Source organism: Paraburkholderia sp. 31.1, from assembly GCF_014397645.1.
GTDB classification, from domain to species: Bacteria; Pseudomonadota; Gammaproteobacteria; order Burkholderiales; family Burkholderiaceae; genus Paraburkholderia; species Paraburkholderia tuberum.
Map to the genome: position 1 here is coordinate 118521 of NZ_VZQN01000014.1, position 16885 is coordinate 135405.

Annotated in this window: 16 protein-coding genes and 1 pseudogene; 7 read left to right on the forward strand and 10 right to left on the reverse strand. The window is 60.7% G+C overall.

The genetic code is table 11. From position 1 onward, the window contains the following. Nucleotides 1–23 precede the first annotated feature (23 nt). Nucleotides 24–650, forward strand: coding sequence for a class I SAM-dependent methyltransferase (locus F6X37_RS13220; protein WP_187611618.1), 627 nt, complete (start codon nt 24–26; stop codon nt 648–650). 151 nt (nt 651–801) lie between these two features. On the opposite strand, the gene F6X37_RS13225 is transcribed toward F6X37_RS13220, so the two are convergent. Both F6X37_RS13225 and F6X37_RS13230 read right to left on the reverse strand, forming a co-directional pair. Continuing rightward, entirely contained in the window at nt 802–1797 is a 996-nt protein-coding gene (locus tag F6X37_RS13225; protein ID WP_187611619.1) for a PDR/VanB family oxidoreductase, read from the reverse strand. 81 nt (nt 1798–1878) lie between these two features. Next, on the reverse strand, nt 1879–3420 hold the full coding sequence (locus F6X37_RS13230) for a Rieske 2Fe-2S domain-containing protein (protein WP_187611620.1): 1542 nt from the start codon (nt 3418–3420) through the stop codon (nt 1879–1881). 227 nt (nt 3421–3647) lie between these two features. Here F6X37_RS13230 and F6X37_RS13235 point away from each other — a divergent pair, with 227 nt between their 5' ends. Further along, entirely contained in the window at nt 3648–4334 is a 687-nt protein-coding gene (locus tag F6X37_RS13235) for a GntR family transcriptional regulator (RefSeq protein ID WP_090807832.1), read from the forward strand. A gap of 48 nt (nt 4335–4382) precedes the next feature. Here F6X37_RS13235 and F6X37_RS13240 read toward each other — a convergent pair whose 3' ends face one another. Together F6X37_RS13240 and F6X37_RS13245 are read right to left on the reverse strand one after the other, a co-directional pair. Further along, nucleotides 4383–5696, reverse strand: a complete 1314-nt coding sequence (locus F6X37_RS13240; protein ID WP_184057975.1) for an MFS transporter — start codon at nt 5694–5696, stop codon at nt 4383–4385. 93 nt (nt 5697–5789) lie between these two features. Further along, nucleotides 5790–6632, reverse strand: a complete 843-nt coding sequence (locus F6X37_RS13245) for a class II aldolase/adducin family protein (protein WP_184052951.1) — start codon at nt 6630–6632, stop codon at nt 5790–5792. Nucleotides 6633–6774: 142 nt separating this feature from the next. Between F6X37_RS13245 and F6X37_RS13250 the strand changes: the two genes are divergently transcribed. Both F6X37_RS13250 and F6X37_RS37610 read left to right on the forward strand, forming a co-directional pair. Further along, nucleotides 6775–7680: a LysR substrate-binding domain-containing protein gene (locus F6X37_RS13250; RefSeq protein ID WP_262419885.1), complete on the forward strand. Its 906-nt coding sequence runs from the start codon at nt 6775–6777 to the stop codon at nt 7678–7680. 370 nt (nt 7681–8050) lie between these two features. Next, complete coding sequence (locus F6X37_RS37610; RefSeq protein ID WP_187611621.1) at nt 8051–10075, forward strand: FUSC family protein; 2025 nt, start codon at nt 8051–8053, stop codon at nt 10073–10075. Nucleotides 10076–10427: 352 nt separating this feature from the next. On the opposite strand, the gene F6X37_RS13260 is transcribed toward F6X37_RS37610, so the two are convergent. Both F6X37_RS13260 and F6X37_RS13265 read right to left on the reverse strand, forming a co-directional pair. Continuing rightward, entirely contained in the window at nt 10428–10691 is a 264-nt protein-coding gene (locus F6X37_RS13260; RefSeq protein ID WP_262419886.1) for a hypothetical protein, read from the reverse strand. Between the two features lie 57 nt (nt 10692–10748). Beyond that, the gene (locus F6X37_RS13265) at nt 10749–11345 is read right to left on the reverse strand and encodes a DJ-1/PfpI family protein (RefSeq protein ID WP_090807823.1); all 597 of its coding nucleotides are present in this window, start codon (nt 11343–11345) and stop codon (nt 10749–10751) included. Between the two features lie 90 nt (nt 11346–11435). On the opposite strand from F6X37_RS13265, the gene F6X37_RS13270 reads away from it, so the two are divergent. Together F6X37_RS13270 and F6X37_RS13275 are read left to right on the forward strand one after the other, a co-directional pair. Continuing rightward, on the forward strand, nt 11436–12767 hold the full coding sequence (locus F6X37_RS13270) for a PLP-dependent aminotransferase family protein (protein ID WP_187611622.1): 1332 nt from the start codon (nt 11436–11438) through the stop codon (nt 12765–12767). 448 nt (nt 12768–13215) lie between these two features. Then, nucleotides 13216–13527: a hypothetical protein gene (locus tag F6X37_RS13275; protein ID WP_187611623.1), complete on the forward strand. Its 312-nt coding sequence runs from the start codon at nt 13216–13218 to the stop codon at nt 13525–13527. 164 nt (nt 13528–13691) lie between these two features. On the opposite strand, the gene F6X37_RS13280 is transcribed toward F6X37_RS13275, so the two are convergent. The 4 genes from F6X37_RS13280 to F6X37_RS36795 all read right to left on the reverse strand — a co-directional run bounded on the left by F6X37_RS13280 (nt 13692) and on the right by F6X37_RS36795 (nt 15938). Beyond that, nucleotides 13692–14126, reverse strand: coding sequence for a hypothetical protein (locus F6X37_RS13280; protein ID WP_187611624.1), 435 nt, complete (start codon nt 14124–14126; stop codon nt 13692–13694). Next, complete coding sequence (locus F6X37_RS13285; RefSeq protein ID WP_187611625.1) at nt 14116–14811, reverse strand: M35 family metallo-endopeptidase; 696 nt, start codon at nt 14809–14811, stop codon at nt 14116–14118. The genes F6X37_RS13280 and F6X37_RS13285 overlap by 11 nt, the downstream gene beginning before the upstream one ends. Nucleotides 14812–14914: 103 nt before the next feature. Further along, the gene (locus tag F6X37_RS13290; RefSeq protein WP_187611626.1) at nt 14915–15328 is read right to left on the reverse strand and encodes a hypothetical protein; all 414 of its coding nucleotides are present in this window, start codon (nt 15326–15328) and stop codon (nt 14915–14917) included. A gap of 208 nt (nt 15329–15536) precedes the next feature. Beyond that, the gene (locus tag F6X37_RS36795; protein ID WP_262419887.1) at nt 15537–15938 is read right to left on the reverse strand and encodes a hypothetical protein; all 402 of its coding nucleotides are present in this window, start codon (nt 15936–15938) and stop codon (nt 15537–15539) included. A gap of 48 nt (nt 15939–15986) precedes the next feature. Here F6X37_RS36795 and F6X37_RS13300 point away from each other — a divergent pair. Continuing rightward, nucleotides 15987–16624, forward strand: a pseudogene (locus tag F6X37_RS13300) (alkene reductase); the annotation flags it as partial. Nucleotides 16625–16885 lie beyond the last annotated feature (261 nt).

Consider the following 16885-nt stretch of genomic DNA (forward strand, 5'->3'; position numbering starts at 1 on the left):
GAACGCGACATGTGGAGTCGGTGGTGTCCATCAACGTAAGCGGGACGGAAGGCTACGCTGAGAACGCTCAATCGCTCATCGATCAATGGCAGGACATCTCATTTGAGAACAGCCACAGGCCCGTCATGCATCTCTTGCCGATGCCCCCGGCCCACATTCTTGACGTTGGCGCCGGTATCGGAACCGATGCAGCTGCGTTAGGAGCTATGGGGCATACAGTGATGGCCGTAGAACCAGTGGACGCGTTGCGCGTCGCAGGAATCGGGCTGCATTCGTCTTCCCGGATTGAATGGGTGGACGACAGTCTGCCGGATCTCATGTCTGTACGTTCGCGACGAAGAGAATTCGACTTGGTGATGCTCTCCGCCGTTTGGATGCATCTGGACGAAGACGAGCGTTGTCAGGCGATGTCGACCGTCGGCTCCTTGCTGCGGGAAGGTGCGATGGTGGTGATGTCTTTACGTCACGGTCCAGTCCCCGAAGGACGCCGAATGTTTGATGTTTCGGCAACAGAGACCATTCGGTTAGCAAGCGCCCATAGCTTCAGGACTGTGCTAAATGTCCGGACCGAATCCACCCAACGAGGAAATCAGCGGATGGGTGTGACCTGGAGCCGGCTCGCCTTTGTCAAAGGTGGTGGGCGAGATTAGCTTCGATCCCTTCCATCGGCGGTGTCCGGCCATCATCAGCCTTTCGTCCGTGCGTGAGAAGAGACATACGAAGGTCGGCTTCATATCCGACAACGGCCCCTTGCGCTCGAGAGCGCTACAGCTCCATCGCGAGTCTAATCGAACATCTCGGCTAAAGATCGAGCACCAGTACCTTGCTTCTCGCGCGCGATACGCAGGCCGTCAGGAATTCGGCCTTCTCGTCGTCGTTGAGAATGCAGTCGTTGTGCTCAACTTCCCCGGACAGATACCGCACCTTGCATGTCCCGCACAGCCCCGCATGACACGATGTTTCGATTGTGACGCCCGCTTGTTCGAGTGCGTCCGCGATGCTCTGATCGTTCGCGACTTCGATCATCTGTCCCGTGCTCGCGATCTTCACGCTGAACGTGTCCGCCGCATCGTTCGCCGCGCTCGCGGGTTCGCTTCGCCCCGGCGCCTTGAAGTGCTCGAAGTGGACGGTGCCGGCGGGCCAGTGCGCGCTCGCATCCGCGCATGCCTGCATGAAACCAGCTGGACCGCAGTAATACACGTGCACGCCGTGCGACGGCTCGCTCAGCAGGCGGCGGATGTCGAGCCCCGCCTTCGGATCACCGCCGTCGAAGTGAAAGTGCACGCGGCCGTTCACGCGCATCGGCTCGAGTTCCCCGGAAAGCGCGGCACAGTCCGCATCTTTCGCGCAGTAGTGCATTTCGTATTCGATGCCGGCGTCTTCCAGCCAATGCGCCATCGACTTGAGCGGCGTCACACCGATGCCGCCCGCGATGAGGATCACCCTGCGCGCATCGTCGACGAGCTGAAATTGGTTGCGCGGACGGCTCACGCGCACGATGTCCTGCACATGCACGCGCTCGTGCAGCGCTCTCGATCCGCCACGGCCGCGCTCGTCGCGCAGCACGGCGATCACATAGCGATGGCGCTCGTTGGGTGCGTTGCACAGCGAATACTGGCGCACGAGGCCGTCGCCGAGATGGATGTCGATATGAGCGCCGGCAGTGAAGGCCGGCAACTCAGCGCCGGACGGATCGACCAGTTCGTAAGAGTTGATGCCTTTGCCTTCGAAACGAACCTGCCGCACGAGCAACTGGAGCGTGCTGCCGCCGGAGTTCGATGTCTGTTCGCTTGCCATTTTCCTGATCCCTCATATGTACTGCCGAATCCCGATTCGCCGCACGAGGCGCGCAACGCGCCCCTTGCTTGTCGTGGCGCTTCAGTTCTTCATCGATTGTTCGAGTTCCTCGAACTTCTCGCGCACGAACACTGCGCGTTCATCCGCCTTTAGCCGCTCGCTCTCGTTGAGGATCGAGACGATCGTCTTCGTGACCTTGCGGCGCCGCGCGACTTCTTCTTCGACCGTGTCGCCTTCGGGAATCTCGAACACGTTGCCCGAGCAATAGCTGTTGGGTGCGCCCGCGTTCGCACGGAACCACTCGGCGAAGCTCTGCGCCGATGCCGCCGGATTCGTGCCGCGCAGCGCATCGCGTAGCAACTTGCGAAACAGGAAGAGGCCGGCGTCGAACTTCGTCGGGTTCTCGAGCGCGTGCACGGCGATCGGTCGCTGGCTGATGATCGCTTCGTAGTCGCCGGGCGCGTATTGCGCGGCCTTGTAGTTCTCGCGCTCGCGATGATTCGGCGGAATGGGCGGCAGATCCTCGAGCTTGTATTCGCCGAAGCGCTCGGGGCGCCGCATCGCGACCTGTCCTTCGAGAAAGTCGATCGACTCATAGCCGACGAGTTCCTTCTTGCCGACGCCGCGCGTATCGATGCCCGGGCCCATCACGCGCCAGCCGATCATCTTGCTGTTCTCGTCGTCGACGGGAACGGTCCAGCGGATGATGTGAAAGCGGCTGAACAGCTTCTTCTTCGATCCGTCTTCCGACGTGTACGCATGCAGGCTCAGATTCGGCAGCACCTGATGTTGCACGCGCACGAAGAGCCGGTCCTTATCGACTCGACGCGCGCCCGCGCAGGCGAGGCTGCGGCCCTGCTGCACCGGCACGAAGTGCATGTCGGGCGCGACTTCCATTGATGCCGCGCCGACCTCGTCGAATGTCGTGCCCTGGTACTGCCCATTCACGACATTCTTGCCGGCATGCAGCGCGGTGGGGTGATAGTTGTCGGCGGCGTTGTCCTGCACCTGCAGCCAATTGCAATGCTGGAAGTTGCTGTACGGCACAAGCTCGTCGCCCGGCAACACCGTGAAGTCGCCTTCCCATTCGGGAAAGGGCGGCTCGGCATCGGGCGGTCCCATGTACGCGAACACGAGGCCGTTGCGCTCGACCGCCTTGTACGCACCCTGCTGGATCGAGCACGCGAATTTGTCGGCTTCCTTCTCTTCGCCCTTCGGAAACGGCACATGCAGGCATGTGCCGTCCACGTCGAACACCATGCCGTGATAGCAGCACCGGATGCCGCGCTCCTGGATCGCGCCGTATTCGAGCGACGCGCCGCGGTGCACGCAATGCGCATGCAGCACGCCCACGCGCCCGCTGCCATCGCGAAACGCCACCAGTTCCTCGCCGAGGATCTTGAGATAACGCGGTGTGTCCGTCAGTTCGATCGACATGCACACGGGATGCCAGAACGCGCGCATGAACTCGCCCATCGGTGTGCCGGGGCCGGTCTCGGTGAGCTCGGGATCGTGGCCAGGCACCTTGCTTGTGTAGTAACCGCCGTACGGAATCAGCTTCTTCGACACGACATTGCCGCCGCTCGTCTTCTGACCTTCCAGCTTGTCTTCCTTGATCGTCATCGCAAATCCTATTTTGAGGTGGTGGAGTTGTCAGTCGCCGGCACTTTGAACGCCGAACTCGATATTCAGAACACCGTACTCTGTATCCAAAGATTAGTCGCGCGATGCGGCGATGTCTCTATGGGTAAACGCGGAGATTCACCTTTTCGCTTCAGCGCCGGACATTGACGCTCCCGCGGTGCGGTTATACCCTTGCCGTATTCTGTATCCATAAACGAGCTTTGATCATGGCGACGAAACTGCTCAAGCTTCAGGCGCGCACCGACTACGTGGACGAGGTCTACAAGGTGCTGCTCGATGCCATTAGCTCTGGGACGCTCGCGCCCGGGACGCGCATCACGCAGGAAGAAATCGCCGAGCAACTTGCGGTGTCGCGCTCGCCGGTGTTGCAGGCGCTGCGCTTGCTCAAGAAGGACGGACTGGTGCAGGACGCGCCCGGTCGGGGTTTGCTCGTGACTCCGCTCGACGCGGCCTGGATCAGCCATCTCTATGAAATCCGCGGCGCGCTCGACTCGCTCGCCGCGCGTCTTGCCGCCGGTCGCGGCGCGAAGCTGGACAAGGCATTGATCACGAACGGCCGCCGCGCGTCGAAGGCCGACGACGTGAAGGCGATGATCGATGCCGACATGGCGTTCCACGCCGCGATCTATGCCGCGTCGGGCAATCCGCTCATCGTGGAGACCGCGCAGATGCACTGGGTCCATCTGCGACGGGTGATGGGCGCGGTGCTGCAGTCGTCGGGGCAGCGCCAGGCGATCTGGGACGAGCACGCAGCCATCGCCGCGGCCATCGCCGATGGCGATCCGCAGCGCGCGACGGAACTGACCGATCTTCATACGACTCGGGCGCGGCAGAATCTCGTCGAGCGGCTCGGGCAGGTGCTGAGCGATCGGCAGGAAGAAAAAGTGAGCTGATGCGATGATCCCGCGATCGCGGGATCTTTGCGTGGAGCGGGACTTCGCTCAAGCCCGCTTGCGCCGGCCGTTCACGAGTGCGGCCGGCACGGTGAAGACGAGCACGCTGCCGATGATCAGGCTCGCCGCCAGCCCAAGTACGCCGTTGCCGGTCGATCCCGTGCCTGTCTGAATCAGCCCGATCACGTAAGGGCTCACGACACCCGATACGCTGCCGACCGAATTCGCCAGCGCAAGCCCCGCCGCCGCGGCGGCGCCGCCCAGGATAGCGGGCGGCAACACCCAGAACTGCGAAATTGTCGTCATCACGCCCATCGTGCCGATCGTGAGGGCAATCATCGCGATTGGCGTCGAATGGGCGAACGCGACGCTCGTGCACAGTCCGGCCGCTCCGACCACCCCGGGCAACGCGAGATGCCAGCGCCGCTCGCCGCGGGCGTCCGAGCTCTGACCGACGAGCAGCATGGAGACGGCCGCCGCCGCGTAAGGGATCGCGGAAAGCAGGCCGATATTGAGCGGATCGGCCACGCCGCTCGCCTTGACGAGCGTGGGCAGCCAGAAGCTTACGCCGTACAGGCCCATCGTGAAGAAGAAGTAGATCGCACTCAGGAGCAGCACCTTCGGATGCATCAGGCCGTCCTTCACCGAATGCAGCGCGTGAGCCGGCTCTTCGTCCTTCAGGCCGGCTTCGAGCATGGCTTTCTGCGAGTCTGTGAGCCACTTCGCATCGGCGAGCTTGTCGTCGAGATAGAAGAACGCGACCAGCCCGAGGATCGCGGTCGGAATGCCTTCTATCAGGAACAGCCATTGCCAGCCCGCCAGCCCGTGCGATGCATTCATATGATTCATGATCCAGCCTGACAGCGGGCCGCCGACGACTCCCGACATCGGAATGCCCGTCAAGAAGAGCGCGGTGACCTTGCTGCGGCGCGAGGCCGGGAACCAGTACGTGAGATAGAGCAGGATCGCGGGGATAAAGCCCGCTTCGGCGACGCCCAGCAGGAAGCGCATGATGTAGAAGCTCATCGGCGTTCTGACGAACATCATGCCCGCCGAGACGATGCCCCAGGTGATCATGATGCGGGCGATCCAGCGGCGCGCGCCGACGCGCAGCAGGATCAGGTTACTGGGCACTTCGAAGAGAAGATAGCCCACGAAGAAGACGCCGGCGCCCGCGCCATAGACCGCGTCGCTGAACTTGAGCGCTTGCAGCATCTGCAGCTTCGCGAAGCTCACGTTGATTCGGTCGAGATACGCGCATAGATAGCACAGGAACAGAAACGGCAAGAGCCGCCATGTCACCTTCGCATAGGTGGACGACTCTCTGCCCTGGTAATACGCAACCGGACTGGGGGAACTCATTGTGGTGTCTCCTGGTGTTCAGGTTGCGGCACAACGCTGCGTTTTTTAGCGCTCGTCTCGCGTTGTCGCCGTGCTCGGACTGCTTCTACGGAATCAGTCGAACATGTCCGGCTGCGTGGCGACGAGGTCGTCCCAGATCGCCTGAAAGTGCAGCCAGCCGATGTAGTCGCTGCCGACGTGCTCGCGGCTGTAGCGCGCGCGTTCGGGGGGGACGAGCTTGGGTGCGATGCCGGTCGACTCGACCAGCAGTTGCTGCTGGCAGCACCGTTCGAGCGCGATGAACCAGAACGCCGCCGATTCGATGCTGTGCCGGCTTGCCGTCAGAAGCCCGTGATTCTGGTGGATCGCGGCCTTCACGTCCCTGAACGCGTTCGCGACCTTGTGACCCGCCTTCACCTCGACGGCTACTTGTCCTGCCTCGTCGCCGATCACGACGTGATCCTCGTAGAACGCTGCGGCGTCCTGCGTGATCGGCTCGAGTTGCCTGCCGAGCGACGCGAACGCGGTGCCGTAGACCGTATGCGCATGGCACATCGCGACGATGTCCTGGTGCATCTCGTGCACGGCCGCATGCAGCACGAAGCCAGCGCGGTTGATTGCATGGCGCCCCTCGACGACGTGCCCTTGATGGTCCGCGCAGATCAGGTTCGAGACCTTCACTTGCGAGAAGTGGATGGCCATCGGATTGGTCCAGTAAAGGCCGGGATTCTCGGGATCGCGCACGGTCAGATGTCCGGCGAAGCCGTAGTCGAACCCTTGCTGGGCGAACGCGCGACAGGCGCCGACCAGCCGTTCCTTCACATGCTGCCGCTGCGCGGCGGGATTCGAAAATGACGGAAGCTCCGGAAAGATGAGTCCTTCCTGCTCCGGCTGATAGATCGAAACCTTGCCGTCCTTGATCAGCGCCTGCGGCCGCGTTTCCATCACTGCTGCCATGGGTCGACTCCTTTTTGAAGTGAGGTTTGAACCGGTCGAAGCGGATTGCTTCGACGGGTCCTATGGTCGCGGTCGCTGCCGTCATTGACAAACGATGGCTGTTCATACAAAGATGAACCACATTCATGTTTCGGTGAAAGACATGAGACGAATTCCCAATTTCGTGCTGCTGCGCGCCTTCGAAGCGGCCGCGCGGCTGGAGAGCTTCACGCTCGCGGCCGAGGAGTTGCATCTGACGCAGTCCGCGATCAGTCATCAGGTCAAGGAGCTCGAAGAATATTTCGGCCGGCCGCTGTTTCATCGGCGCAATCGGCGGGTGGAAGCGACATCGGAAGGACGGCGCCTTTATGAGAGCCTCGGACGCGTTTTCGATGTGATCGAGGCGGCATGCAGCGAGGTCGCGCTCGCGCCCGATGCGCAAGTGCTCGCGGTGCACAGCGCGCCGAGCTTCGCCGCCAAGTGGCTTGGTCCGCGCCTGCCTGAATTCACGCAGGCGCATCCGGGCGTGACGATCCGTCTGTCGTCCGGTCCCGAGCCGATCGACCTCACCCGGGTGCATGAAGTCGATGTCGCCATCTCATACGCGGTCGCACACGAGCGCGCGGGCATCGTGACACGCGCGCTCGGCGCAGAACGCATCGTGCCGATGTGTTCGCCTGCGCTCGTGCGAAGCGGCGTTGCCATCGAGAAGCAGATCGGGGAAATGACGCTGATCGATTCCCAGCTCAGCCGCGTGACGTGGTCCGACTGGTTCGCGCTCAACGGACTCCCGTTCCCGTCGCGGGCGCGGCCCTCGTTCGATCGCGGGGCGCTCGCGATCTCCGCCGCTGTCGATGGCATGGGCGTCGCGCTCGAAACCACGCGTCTCGCCGAGCGCGAGTTGTCGCGCGGCGAACTGGTTGAGCTGGGCGCGGATGTCTTCGAGCCGGTCTCCCGCGAGACGCATTTTCTGTCGTATCGCGTGAACGAGCGCAACACGGAGAAGGTGAAGTGCTTCTGCGACTGGTTGTGCGAGGAGGTGGGACTCGATGCTGCGCGCATCGCTTAATGCTGAGATCGAGTTTCCTTCTCCGGCTTCTTTAGAGAGGTCCGCGATCGCATATTCGATGAACATACGCGCGGCGATCCTCGTAGCCCGCCGCAGTGGAAGACTGCGTGGATTCTAAATGGGCTAGCCGCCCGGCCGCCCAAAGCTGATTGCGTGTACGTCTCCTCCGCATTGGCGGATTCAACCGGTCGATGCAACACAATGAACGTCGCATGAGCGGCGGGAGTGTTGCAAATGAAACAGAGGCGCCACTCGCATAGGCGAAAAGCAGACGTTCACAGCGCGGAGTCGGCGGCTATCTCAGCGCGCTGGCAGCGTGAATCCGGGGGGCGCCCATTTCCTGGGCCTTGTCCTCCAGCAATCAACGTTCGTGAGCAGCAAAGGTGCGATGACAATAATAGGAAAGCTCGTATCCCTGGTAAGCCGTCGGACCTTGCGGGCTGAAGGTCATGTCTTCGCCATAACGCCCGAGCGCATCGGGATTACGGAAGGGATACACGCTGCGCTTGCGATGGCGCCGATGCTCTGTGCCGCGGCGATTCTCGGTCGTTCGGATATCGCGTTCGGAGCCGTCGCGGCGTTCTGGAACTGTCTCTGCGATCCGCAAGGGTCCAGGTCACAGCGCCTGAAGGCGATGGCCATCTTCACGGCCATGGGTGTTGTCGTCATGCCGCTGGCGTCCTATGCCGCGCATTGGGGCTATGCCGTCAGCATTGTCACCCTGTTTGTCCTGGTCTTCCTTTGTGGACTGACACGCTCCTACAAGCCCTCGCTCGGGCCTATGCCGGCGCAGGCGGGGTTGGTTGCCTCGCTCGCGGTCGTGATCGGAATTGCGTCGCCCGAGCCGCTTGCCGTTGCACTCGCTCATGGTGGCTATTTTCTGCTCGGGTCAGCCTGGACCATGCTGTTTTGCATCTTCCTCTGGCCCGTCCCGTTCCCACAGTCCGCGGGCTTCACGCTCGCGACGATCTTCGGCAGGCTCGAGGACATGGCCGGTTTTTTGGAGTCGCTGGATTCGCGGCCTGGAATGGATGTGCAGGGCTGGACCGAGTTCGATACCGTTCATCGTCGCGGGGTGCGCATGTCGATCGAGCGCGGCAGGGCATTGGCGGCGCATGATGTTCGCAACGGCCCTGATCTCGGGCCGGGCGTCGATGCCGCGGGCCGGGTGTTTTCCACGCTGATCGCAATCGGTCATGCCCGACGCAACGCAGCGATTGCCGACGACGATGGATCGCGGCAATTGCTCCAGGGCCTGCGACAGTTGCTGCAAAGCGTGGCCGCGCAGGCACAGCAAGAACTGCCCATTGCCGATACGCTGATAGCGCAAGCACACGCATTGTTGCGGCAGACGGCTGAACGGACGGGCCAAACGGCAAGCGCCGTTGCCTTTGCGGCAAGGGCCATCGCCCGGCTCGCGGACGGGCGACACGCGCTCGCAATGGACCCCGAGACGCCCACGCCTGCCGCCGCTCGCGCGGTCAAGATTGAAAGGCTGGTCTGGGACCATGCGCTGAGGGTGGCTGTCGCATCGGTGCTCGCTTTCATGATCGGCACATCGCTGAGTGTCACGTTTGCGTACTGGGGCGTGATCGCTGCAATCGTCGTGACCCAACCGGTTTCCGCCAATACATGGTTGCGCGTGCTGGAGCGTGCATGCGGCAGCCTCATCGGCGCAACGATCGCCGCTGTTCTTCTGACGAGTCTGTCCGGTCCGGTTGCGGTGACATTGGCAATCTTGCCGCTTGCCGCGGTGACCGTCGCATTGAGGTTGGTCAACTACGGTCTGTTCGTTGTCTTCCTGACGCCGATGTTCATGCTGATGTCGGATTTCATCCATCCGGCGGAGGGATTGATTGTCGCTCGTCTTACCAATGAATTCGTCGGTGCCTGCGTAGGCGTGGCGGCGAGCTTTCTTCTCTGGCCGCCGAGGGAGAGTAACGCGCTGAATGCCGTGATCTCAGCCGCGATTTCGGCCAACATGGCATTCGCGTCCGCCGCGCTTCGGATGGCTGGAGGATCGACCGCCACCCTCGATCGCCTCCAACGCGAAGCCGGTCTGGCCAGCTCACGGCTTGAAGTTGCGAGAGAACGTATGCTCCTGGAGGGCCAGCGGCGATCTGCGCGGCTCGAACAACTGCGGAATCTGACCGTCGCGGTGCGGGTGGTTTGCGGCGCCGCCGCGGTGATCGAAGTCCTTCGGAGCGGGGAACCGGACGCACATGACCGGGAAAGGGCCAATCGCTACGATGAGATGACCGCCACACTGCTGGAAGCCCTGACGTCGAGGGAAGCGATGCAACTGAATCAGTCTTTTGAAACGCCGGCAGATGACCTCGAACAGGCGATCCAGCATCTCGTGACCGCATTTGATAGCTACGTGGGAACCGCATAAGAACGCCAGCGAGCCCCTGTTTGACCGCGGCCTTGCGTCGGAGAATTTCCGCGTTTTCATGACCGTATTCTTTCAAGAGAAATGACGGCAAGTCCGCGCTCGTTAGCATAGTCGCAAGAGCAGATGCTCACAGTTCCACGTGACAATTGACGACCGTGCACTGCAATTGAAAACGATCTATACACCAGCGTCGACCGGCCGGTATTGGCCGGAGCCCCTTACCGCGCGAGCGGTTTCGCTCGTTTTGGCCCCGACATAAGCCGCAAAAAGCGTCACACCGACCACGAGCCCTGCGATGAGCAACAAAGAAACAGGCCGGTATGCGGCAGCGCACTCCATTGCAGAACGGTCGCTACGACAGAAAATATCGTGAAGCCCCCGCGAGAGCCGTCGGCCATCCCAAGATCGCCAGCCTGCAATAGGCAATGCAAACGGCCGCCTGCGCAGCAAAGGCGGGTCCATGCTCCAGTGCGGGAAACACTGAGATCGGCCCCGACGTGAGCGGCATTCCCACCAGCAAACCGCCGATCGCATCACCCCAGCGACGACCGGCAAGGCCTGCGGTCAATAGCAACAGCGGCGTAACGAGGAGCTTGAAAACAAGAACGATGACCACAGACCGGACTCCAGCAATGTCGGCTTTGAAGGACGTGCGAAGCGCCTCTGTTTTGCGTCAGATGAATGGCGCGATGTTCGCCATCGCCCGCGTCACGTAGATCTCCCTCTCGCCTACCGGGGCGACATGCTGCATCGCGGCGCGCGCAGCCTCGACGCCCTCCAGACGCGCGATCACCCACACGGCCAGATACTGCGAAGCCAAGCACCCGCCTGCCGTCGCGACATTCCCCTTCGCCACGAACGGCTGATTGAGCACCGGCACGCCCGCCTCTTCGACCCACGGTTTGGTAGTCAGATCCGTGCAGGCCGGAACGCCATCCAGCAGGCCCAGTTTCGCGAGTATCAGCGTGCCCGAGCATTGCGCGCCCAGCAGTTGGCGCGTCGGATCGAGCCGCAACTGCGACATCAGCGCGGCATCGGCGGCCACTCCACGTGTCTGTATTCCACTGCCGACCAGCACCGCGTCGGCCTCGCAAGCGTCCTTCAGCGACGCTTGCGCCTCCAGGACCACTCCGTTCATCGAACGGATCTTCGCCGCTGGGCTGGCAATCGATACCTGCCAGCCCGGCTTTCTGACCCGGTTAAGGATATTCAGCGCGATTAGCGAGTCGAGTTCGTTGAAGCCTTCAAAGGTCAGAATGGTGATGTGCATGACGTCCTCGGGCAGATGGAGAGGTTGTGCAAGCTCATGGTAGGGCCGATAATCAATACAATCAAATTATTGTCATGGATACATTGAGCCATGCCTGGGGCCCGTTACAAGCAATTGGTTGACCGCTTTGCGGCTGACATCCGCGACGGCCGCCTTCCCCCCGGGACGCGTCTGCCCACGCACCGCGAGCTGGCTGCTCGCGAGGGCCTGGCGCTGGTCACCGCGACGCGTGTCTATGCCGAGCTTCATACGATGGGTCTGGTGAGCGGCGAAGCTGGCCGTGGCACATTCGTCAAGGAACCACTCCCTCGCGGCCAAGGCGTTGACTTGCACGCCTGGAGCGCCATTACGATCGACCTGAGCTTCAACTATCCCTCTGCACCGGGTCAGACAGACCTTCTTCGGGCAGCGCTGCGCCAGCTCGCGGCGGCCGGCGACCTCGAGTCGCTGCTTCGATACCAGCCGCACGGTGGCCGCGAGCACGAGCGCGCTACTGCGGCACGCCACCTGGCGAACCGAGGTCTGGCAGCAACAGCCGGAACGACGTTGCTCGTGAGCGGCGCGCAACACGGACTGACGACGGCCGCTATGGCGCTGCTCGAACCCGGCGACGTGGTTGCCGTGGACGCGCTGACTTACCCGGGATTCAAGCTGGCCGCCGAGGCCGCTCGACTGGAACTCGTGCCGATCCCAGCCGCGGGGCGCGGCCCCGATCTGGACGCGTTGACGGCCCTATGCAAGCGACGACGCGTACGCGCCGTCTACGCAATGCCGACGCTGCACAACCCTCTTGGCTGGGTAATGAGCGCGCGGCGGCGCCGCGAGCTTGTCAGTATCGCTCGACAGCATGGACTGATCCTCATCGAGGACGGGGCCTACGCATACCTCGCAGAAGATGCTCCGCCGCCGTTGGCATCGATTGCTCCGGAGACGACGATCTATGTCTCGAGCTTGTCGAAGAGTGTCGCGACAGGTCTGCGCGTCGGTTTCGTCTGCGCACCACGCGAATGGATTCCCAGGCTTGAACGGGTAATCCGGGCCACGACGTGGAACACTCCCGCAACCATGACGGCAATCGCCTGCAACTGGATAAACGACGGCACGGTGGCCCGGCTCGAAGACGAGAAGCGGCGGGATGCGAAGACGCGCCAAATCCTTGCCGCCGAAGCGCTCGGCAAGCTTAAGACGATGAGCCATCCAGCGTCGTACTTCATCTGGATCCCCCTGACGCAGGAAGTCCGCGCCGACGCGATTGCGATGGCGCTGATGCGTGAGCGCATTTCAGTGTCGACGGCCCTGCCGTTCGCGACATCGACGCATGTACCTCACGCCATCCGCCTCGCGATTGGGTCCGTCGATCTGGCCACGCTGCGCCGGTCGCTGGAAACAGTGGCCCGGGTTATTACCGAACAGACCTACTGACCGGCAAGCGCGAGGGCGCGGTCTGTCCACCAGGATTGTCCGGCCAGGACCTGTCGTCTCACTACGACGTACTTTCTGTTGCGATGCAATCGTAGAACACGCCGCGACATACCCTTTCCCGACGACATCGCACGAAACGACCCTCGACATGGAATGCGTCGCTTTCGAGTTGCCAGCACAAGCATAAGACCGCTTCGTTCCTGCACAAACCGGTGCAAAACGGAAGGGAGAAATGTGCTGACTGGTGCGCAGCGCCCGCGCACGTCCGCAGCCACCCTGGATGGATAGCATCGCGTTGTAAAGCGTCGAGTACTTCGGATGGACACGAACCGAGTTCACGTATCGTTTCGCGCCCGCCACGTTCGACCATAACAACAGGAAGCGCTGCTACGACAATCTTCGTTCGCTCGAAGTGCGAAAGCAGCATTCGTCAGAATTGCTTGCGTGGATGGAACCCGTGCTGAGAATCAGCGCCGCCGTGTTGCAGACCGACGATCTGACCCAACTCACGCATGATGCGATGTCATCGTTGCGTGCCCGGTATGTCGGCCCGCCGATGGATGCGCTTACGGTGGTGGTGAACCGGTGCTGTGATGGTGTCGAGCCGACGCCTGATGAATACCGGGCCGCTATGGAACAGGCGGATAAAGCCGGCAACCGCGAAGAGGTGTTGCAGTTGCTGGAGAAAATCGCAACAGAACGGCGCAAGTGGCATCGTGGTGGATCGCCCCTGAGGCCCAATCGCTGGAATCAGGCGTAACGGCAAAAGGCCCGCGCAGTAGCGGGCCTTTTCGCAGAAAAAGTCGCATTGAAGCGGGACTTATTCGACGGGCATGTTGGCAATGTTTGCCGACGTTGATACACCGATGTCTACTACCATCACGACAGCCATGCCGGAAAACCGCGCTTAGGGACGTGCTCGCTTCACTTTCCGTCGCAGCAATTATTAGGACAACCGGGGGACAGTTCAATCTCCACACGTCGGACCTTTTCAGGCGGCTCGACGAAATGCTCAAGGGGCTTGTATATTCCAGCGCGAACGTCGTATGGAACTTGAGTAAGACCAAACTGCATCAGCATTGCCTTTGCTGTGTCCGCACGTTGCATTGCCAATTGCTTAGGCTCTTTTTCGCTTGCCACAGCCACTCCACCAATGGACAGTACCTCTTGAATAGGATACTTAAGGCGCATGTCGATGGCCCAATTTGCCAATTTTAAAATTTGATCCGCCGATACCTGCGTCGAGTTTATTTCAAAATACAAATCGATATTTTGACCCGGAAGGTTCTGAGATGTATTGCATGCTTGTGCGCTGATAGACAGCAGCCCAAATGCCAAGGCACCCAATTTAATATTCATATACGACGTATCCCGCCAGGCTATCTGCATTATTAATTGCTTGCTGCGGATTTTCTTGCCCCCAGGTTGCCAAGAATCTTGTGATCGTATATTTCCAATCTTTGCTCCCAAAAGTGTCCGTAAAGTGCGTGCACTCATGAATGATCGTTGACAGCTTCGAATCCCCTCCTGACGTGAAATCACGGGTTTCGCAAAAGACCTCGTGAATACTAATGGTATGCGTGGCTGTATCAGGGGCGCAAACGTGCGCAGCAGAACCACTGCTGACCGGATGGGGCAAACACCCAAGAACACGGTCAAGCTCAGGAGACTGCCGAACAAAATTCTTGGGTTGGAGACCACGCATAACTCTATTGACTGCGGTAAATCCTTGAATCAGAAGATCGCGCGTTGCATCGTCCTTCGTGCCAAACCAATTGGCGACGCGCGCTTGCTCTGAAGGACTCCATGTCTTCAATGCAGCTATTCGCTTGTCAACCAAAACAACCGCATCGTCGCGCAACTTCATGATCTTGGCGCGAAATTCGGCGTCCGTCATGTTTGGGCATATTGGTGTAGTGTCAATTGTCACATAAACCATTGAGCCCGGATTCGTGTTCGTCACTGCGCCTGAATGAACCTCGAACCATTCTTCATTTTCGTTCGCCTTGAAACCGTACTTATTGCGTTCACCAGATTCGTTCATTCCGGATTTCTCCTGTAATGTAAAGTATCAAGCTTGATACTGCATTCGTCTTGATGCGTTCGGTCTTCCCATGCGTCTCGATCCCTCACTACAGGAATCCCCATCAGACGCCCCCGCTGATTTCGAGTGTTAGCCGCCGCGCGTCTTTGGTGCTGATTCGCTGTGTGCGGCCTGCGGCGTCCGTGACGCCACTTGCTACTACGTTCAGGCCAACACGCGCTCGATAGCGCGCGTTCGCGAATGGTCGGCCTTTACGATCTCTCAGTACGAACTGTTCATCGAAACGATTCCGGGAGCGTTTCCGGCAATCGCACGCCCATGCGTAACCGAGGGCTTCAGCCATCTCGTAACCATTTGAATACGACTTCAGCCTATCGAACGGAAACCATTCGCCGGTTTCTGCGTTCAGCGCCATTGCGGACGGCATTGGCGGGAAGTTTGAGTAGATTGAATAGGTGATACGGCAAAGCTGGCATTCTTCCTTGCCCCCGGTTTCATCCTGTTTCTGTTGTTCCATCTGACCTCTGCTGATTTTCCAGAACACACCCGAGGAATTAACCATCCAAAACGCGACACGGTCAATGACTTTAATTCGAGATAAAACCGCTTTGACAGATCTTCACAATTGCTCTGTCTATCTCATTTTCAGGTGTAGTTTTCCAATCTCACCGTCCAACAAAAAAAAGCGGCATTGAGCCGCTTTTTCCGTAAGTGATCGACGCCGGTTAGTGCTTTGTCCACGAAGCGTCCATAGCCGCCAGTTTCCCGTTCGCGCCGTGCGCAGCGTCAGCGAGAATCGCTGCGGCGTCCTGCGGTGTCAGTTGGCGGTTAAGAAGCCCCTTGGCGTCGAGCGCAAGCACCGTGAACAGTTCCTGATCGCAGCGATTGGCGGCGTGGTAGTCCTCGCCGAGCTGGATCATCACCTCCAGCAGGTTCCGGCGTTCGTGCCTTTCCTCGGCAGTCACAGCAGGACTCCTGAACATCGAGGTCGCAAGTGTAATCAGATGTCGGAGTTGCTGCCCCTGCCGGTCGCAAAGATGGAAGGCGGCCAGCGCGAGCCGTTCATGCTGGAGAGCGTCTACAGAGGGACGGGAGGGAGATTGCTGCTTCCTGGTGGGTTTGGTCATGCGCGGTCCCGGTTATCGTGAAAGATCGCCCGGACACATAGGGAGGTCCCGCGCGCGCTGGAAACCGACGAGATCGCCGGCGTGGTTGCGCGGCCTACCGGCACGGCGCTGAAAACGCCGGAAAGGCGGGGTTCGACGGCGTGGAAGTCCACTGCGCCAACGGTTATCTGCTTGACCAGTTCCTGCAGGACTCCACCAATCAGCGCACTGACGCATATGGTGGGTCGATCGAGAACCGTGCGAGACTGCTGCTCGAAGTCACGGACGCGTGCGTCGCCATATGGGGCGCCAACCGGGTCGGCGTGCATCTGTCTGCGCGCGGTGACGTGAAGTCGATGGGCGATTCGGACCCTGCGGCCACCTTCGGCTATGTCGCAGGCGAACTCGGCAAACGCCGCATTGCCTTCATCTGCGCGCGTGAAGCGCAGGGAGACGACCGGCTCGGACCCGCACTGAAGGCAGCATTCGGTGGCATCTATATCGCCAACGAAAAGATGACCAAGCACACCGCCGAACGTTTGCTTGCGGTCGGCGACGCCGACGCGGTTGCTTTCGGGCAGATGTTCATCGCCAAGCCGGACCTGCCGCGCCGACTTAGATTGGACGCATCGCTCAATGAGCCGCGGCCCGAGATGTTCTATCACCCAGGGGCAGAAGGGTATACGGATTACCCAGCGCTTGCCTGACCGTACAAATAGCCACCCCCGGGCCTCGCACCGGCGAGGCTTTCTTTGGGACGATCAGCCCGGACAACGGAGAAGCCCGCCAGGTCCGACGTACGCTTGCACCAGGAGATGCCGCCTCGGTCCTCATCCGCATAGCCAGCCAGGTGCCCATGGGTCAACGCCGTTCTTACCGTATGTTTCACAACTCAAGGCGAACATGGAAGCAGCGATCGTCCCTATGCATGCACCGGCATCACAGACGAAAGCGAACGAATCGACAAG

Coding starts and splice junctions, on each gene's coding strand:
- F6X37_RS13225 (WP_187611619.1), bottom strand. CDS start 1,797: ATGGCAAGCGAACAGACATCGAACTCCGGCGGCAGCACGCTCCAGTTG.
- F6X37_RS13230 (WP_187611620.1), bottom strand. CDS start 3,420: ATGACGATCAAGGAAGACAAGCTGGAAGGTCAGAAGACGAGCGGCGGC.
- F6X37_RS13235 (WP_090807832.1), top strand. CDS start 3,648: ATGGCGACGAAACTGCTCAAGCTTCAGGCGCGCACCGACTACGTGGAC.
- F6X37_RS13240 (WP_184057975.1), bottom strand. CDS start 5,696: ATGAGTTCCCCCAGTCCGGTTGCGTATTACCAGGGCAGAGAGTCGTCC.
- F6X37_RS13245 (WP_184052951.1), bottom strand. CDS start 6,632: ATGGCAGCAGTGATGGAAACGCGGCCGCAGGCGCTGATCAAGGACGGC.
- F6X37_RS13250 (WP_262419885.1), top strand. CDS start 6,775: ATGAGACGAATTCCCAATTTCGTGCTGCTGCGCGCCTTCGAAGCGGCC.
- F6X37_RS13265 (WP_090807823.1), bottom strand. CDS start 11,345: ATGCACATCACCATTCTGACCTTTGAAGGCTTCAACGAACTCGACTCG.
- F6X37_RS13270 (WP_187611622.1), top strand. CDS start 11,436: ATGCCTGGGGCCCGTTACAAGCAATTGGTTGACCGCTTTGCGGCTGAC.
- F6X37_RS13275 (WP_187611623.1), top strand. CDS start 13,216: ATGGAACCCGTGCTGAGAATCAGCGCCGCCGTGTTGCAGACCGACGAT.
- F6X37_RS13280 (WP_187611624.1), bottom strand. CDS start 14,126: ATGAATATTAAATTGGGTGCCTTGGCATTTGGGCTGCTGTCTATCAGC.
- F6X37_RS13285 (WP_187611625.1), bottom strand. CDS start 14,811: ATGAACGAATCTGGTGAACGCAATAAGTACGGTTTCAAGGCGAACGAA.
- F6X37_RS13290 (WP_187611626.1), bottom strand. CDS start 15,328: ATGGAACAACAGAAACAGGATGAAACCGGGGGCAAGGAAGAATGCCAG.
- F6X37_RS36795 (WP_262419887.1), bottom strand. CDS start 15,938: ATGACCAAACCCACCAGGAAGCAGCAATCTCCCTCCCGTCCCTCTGTA.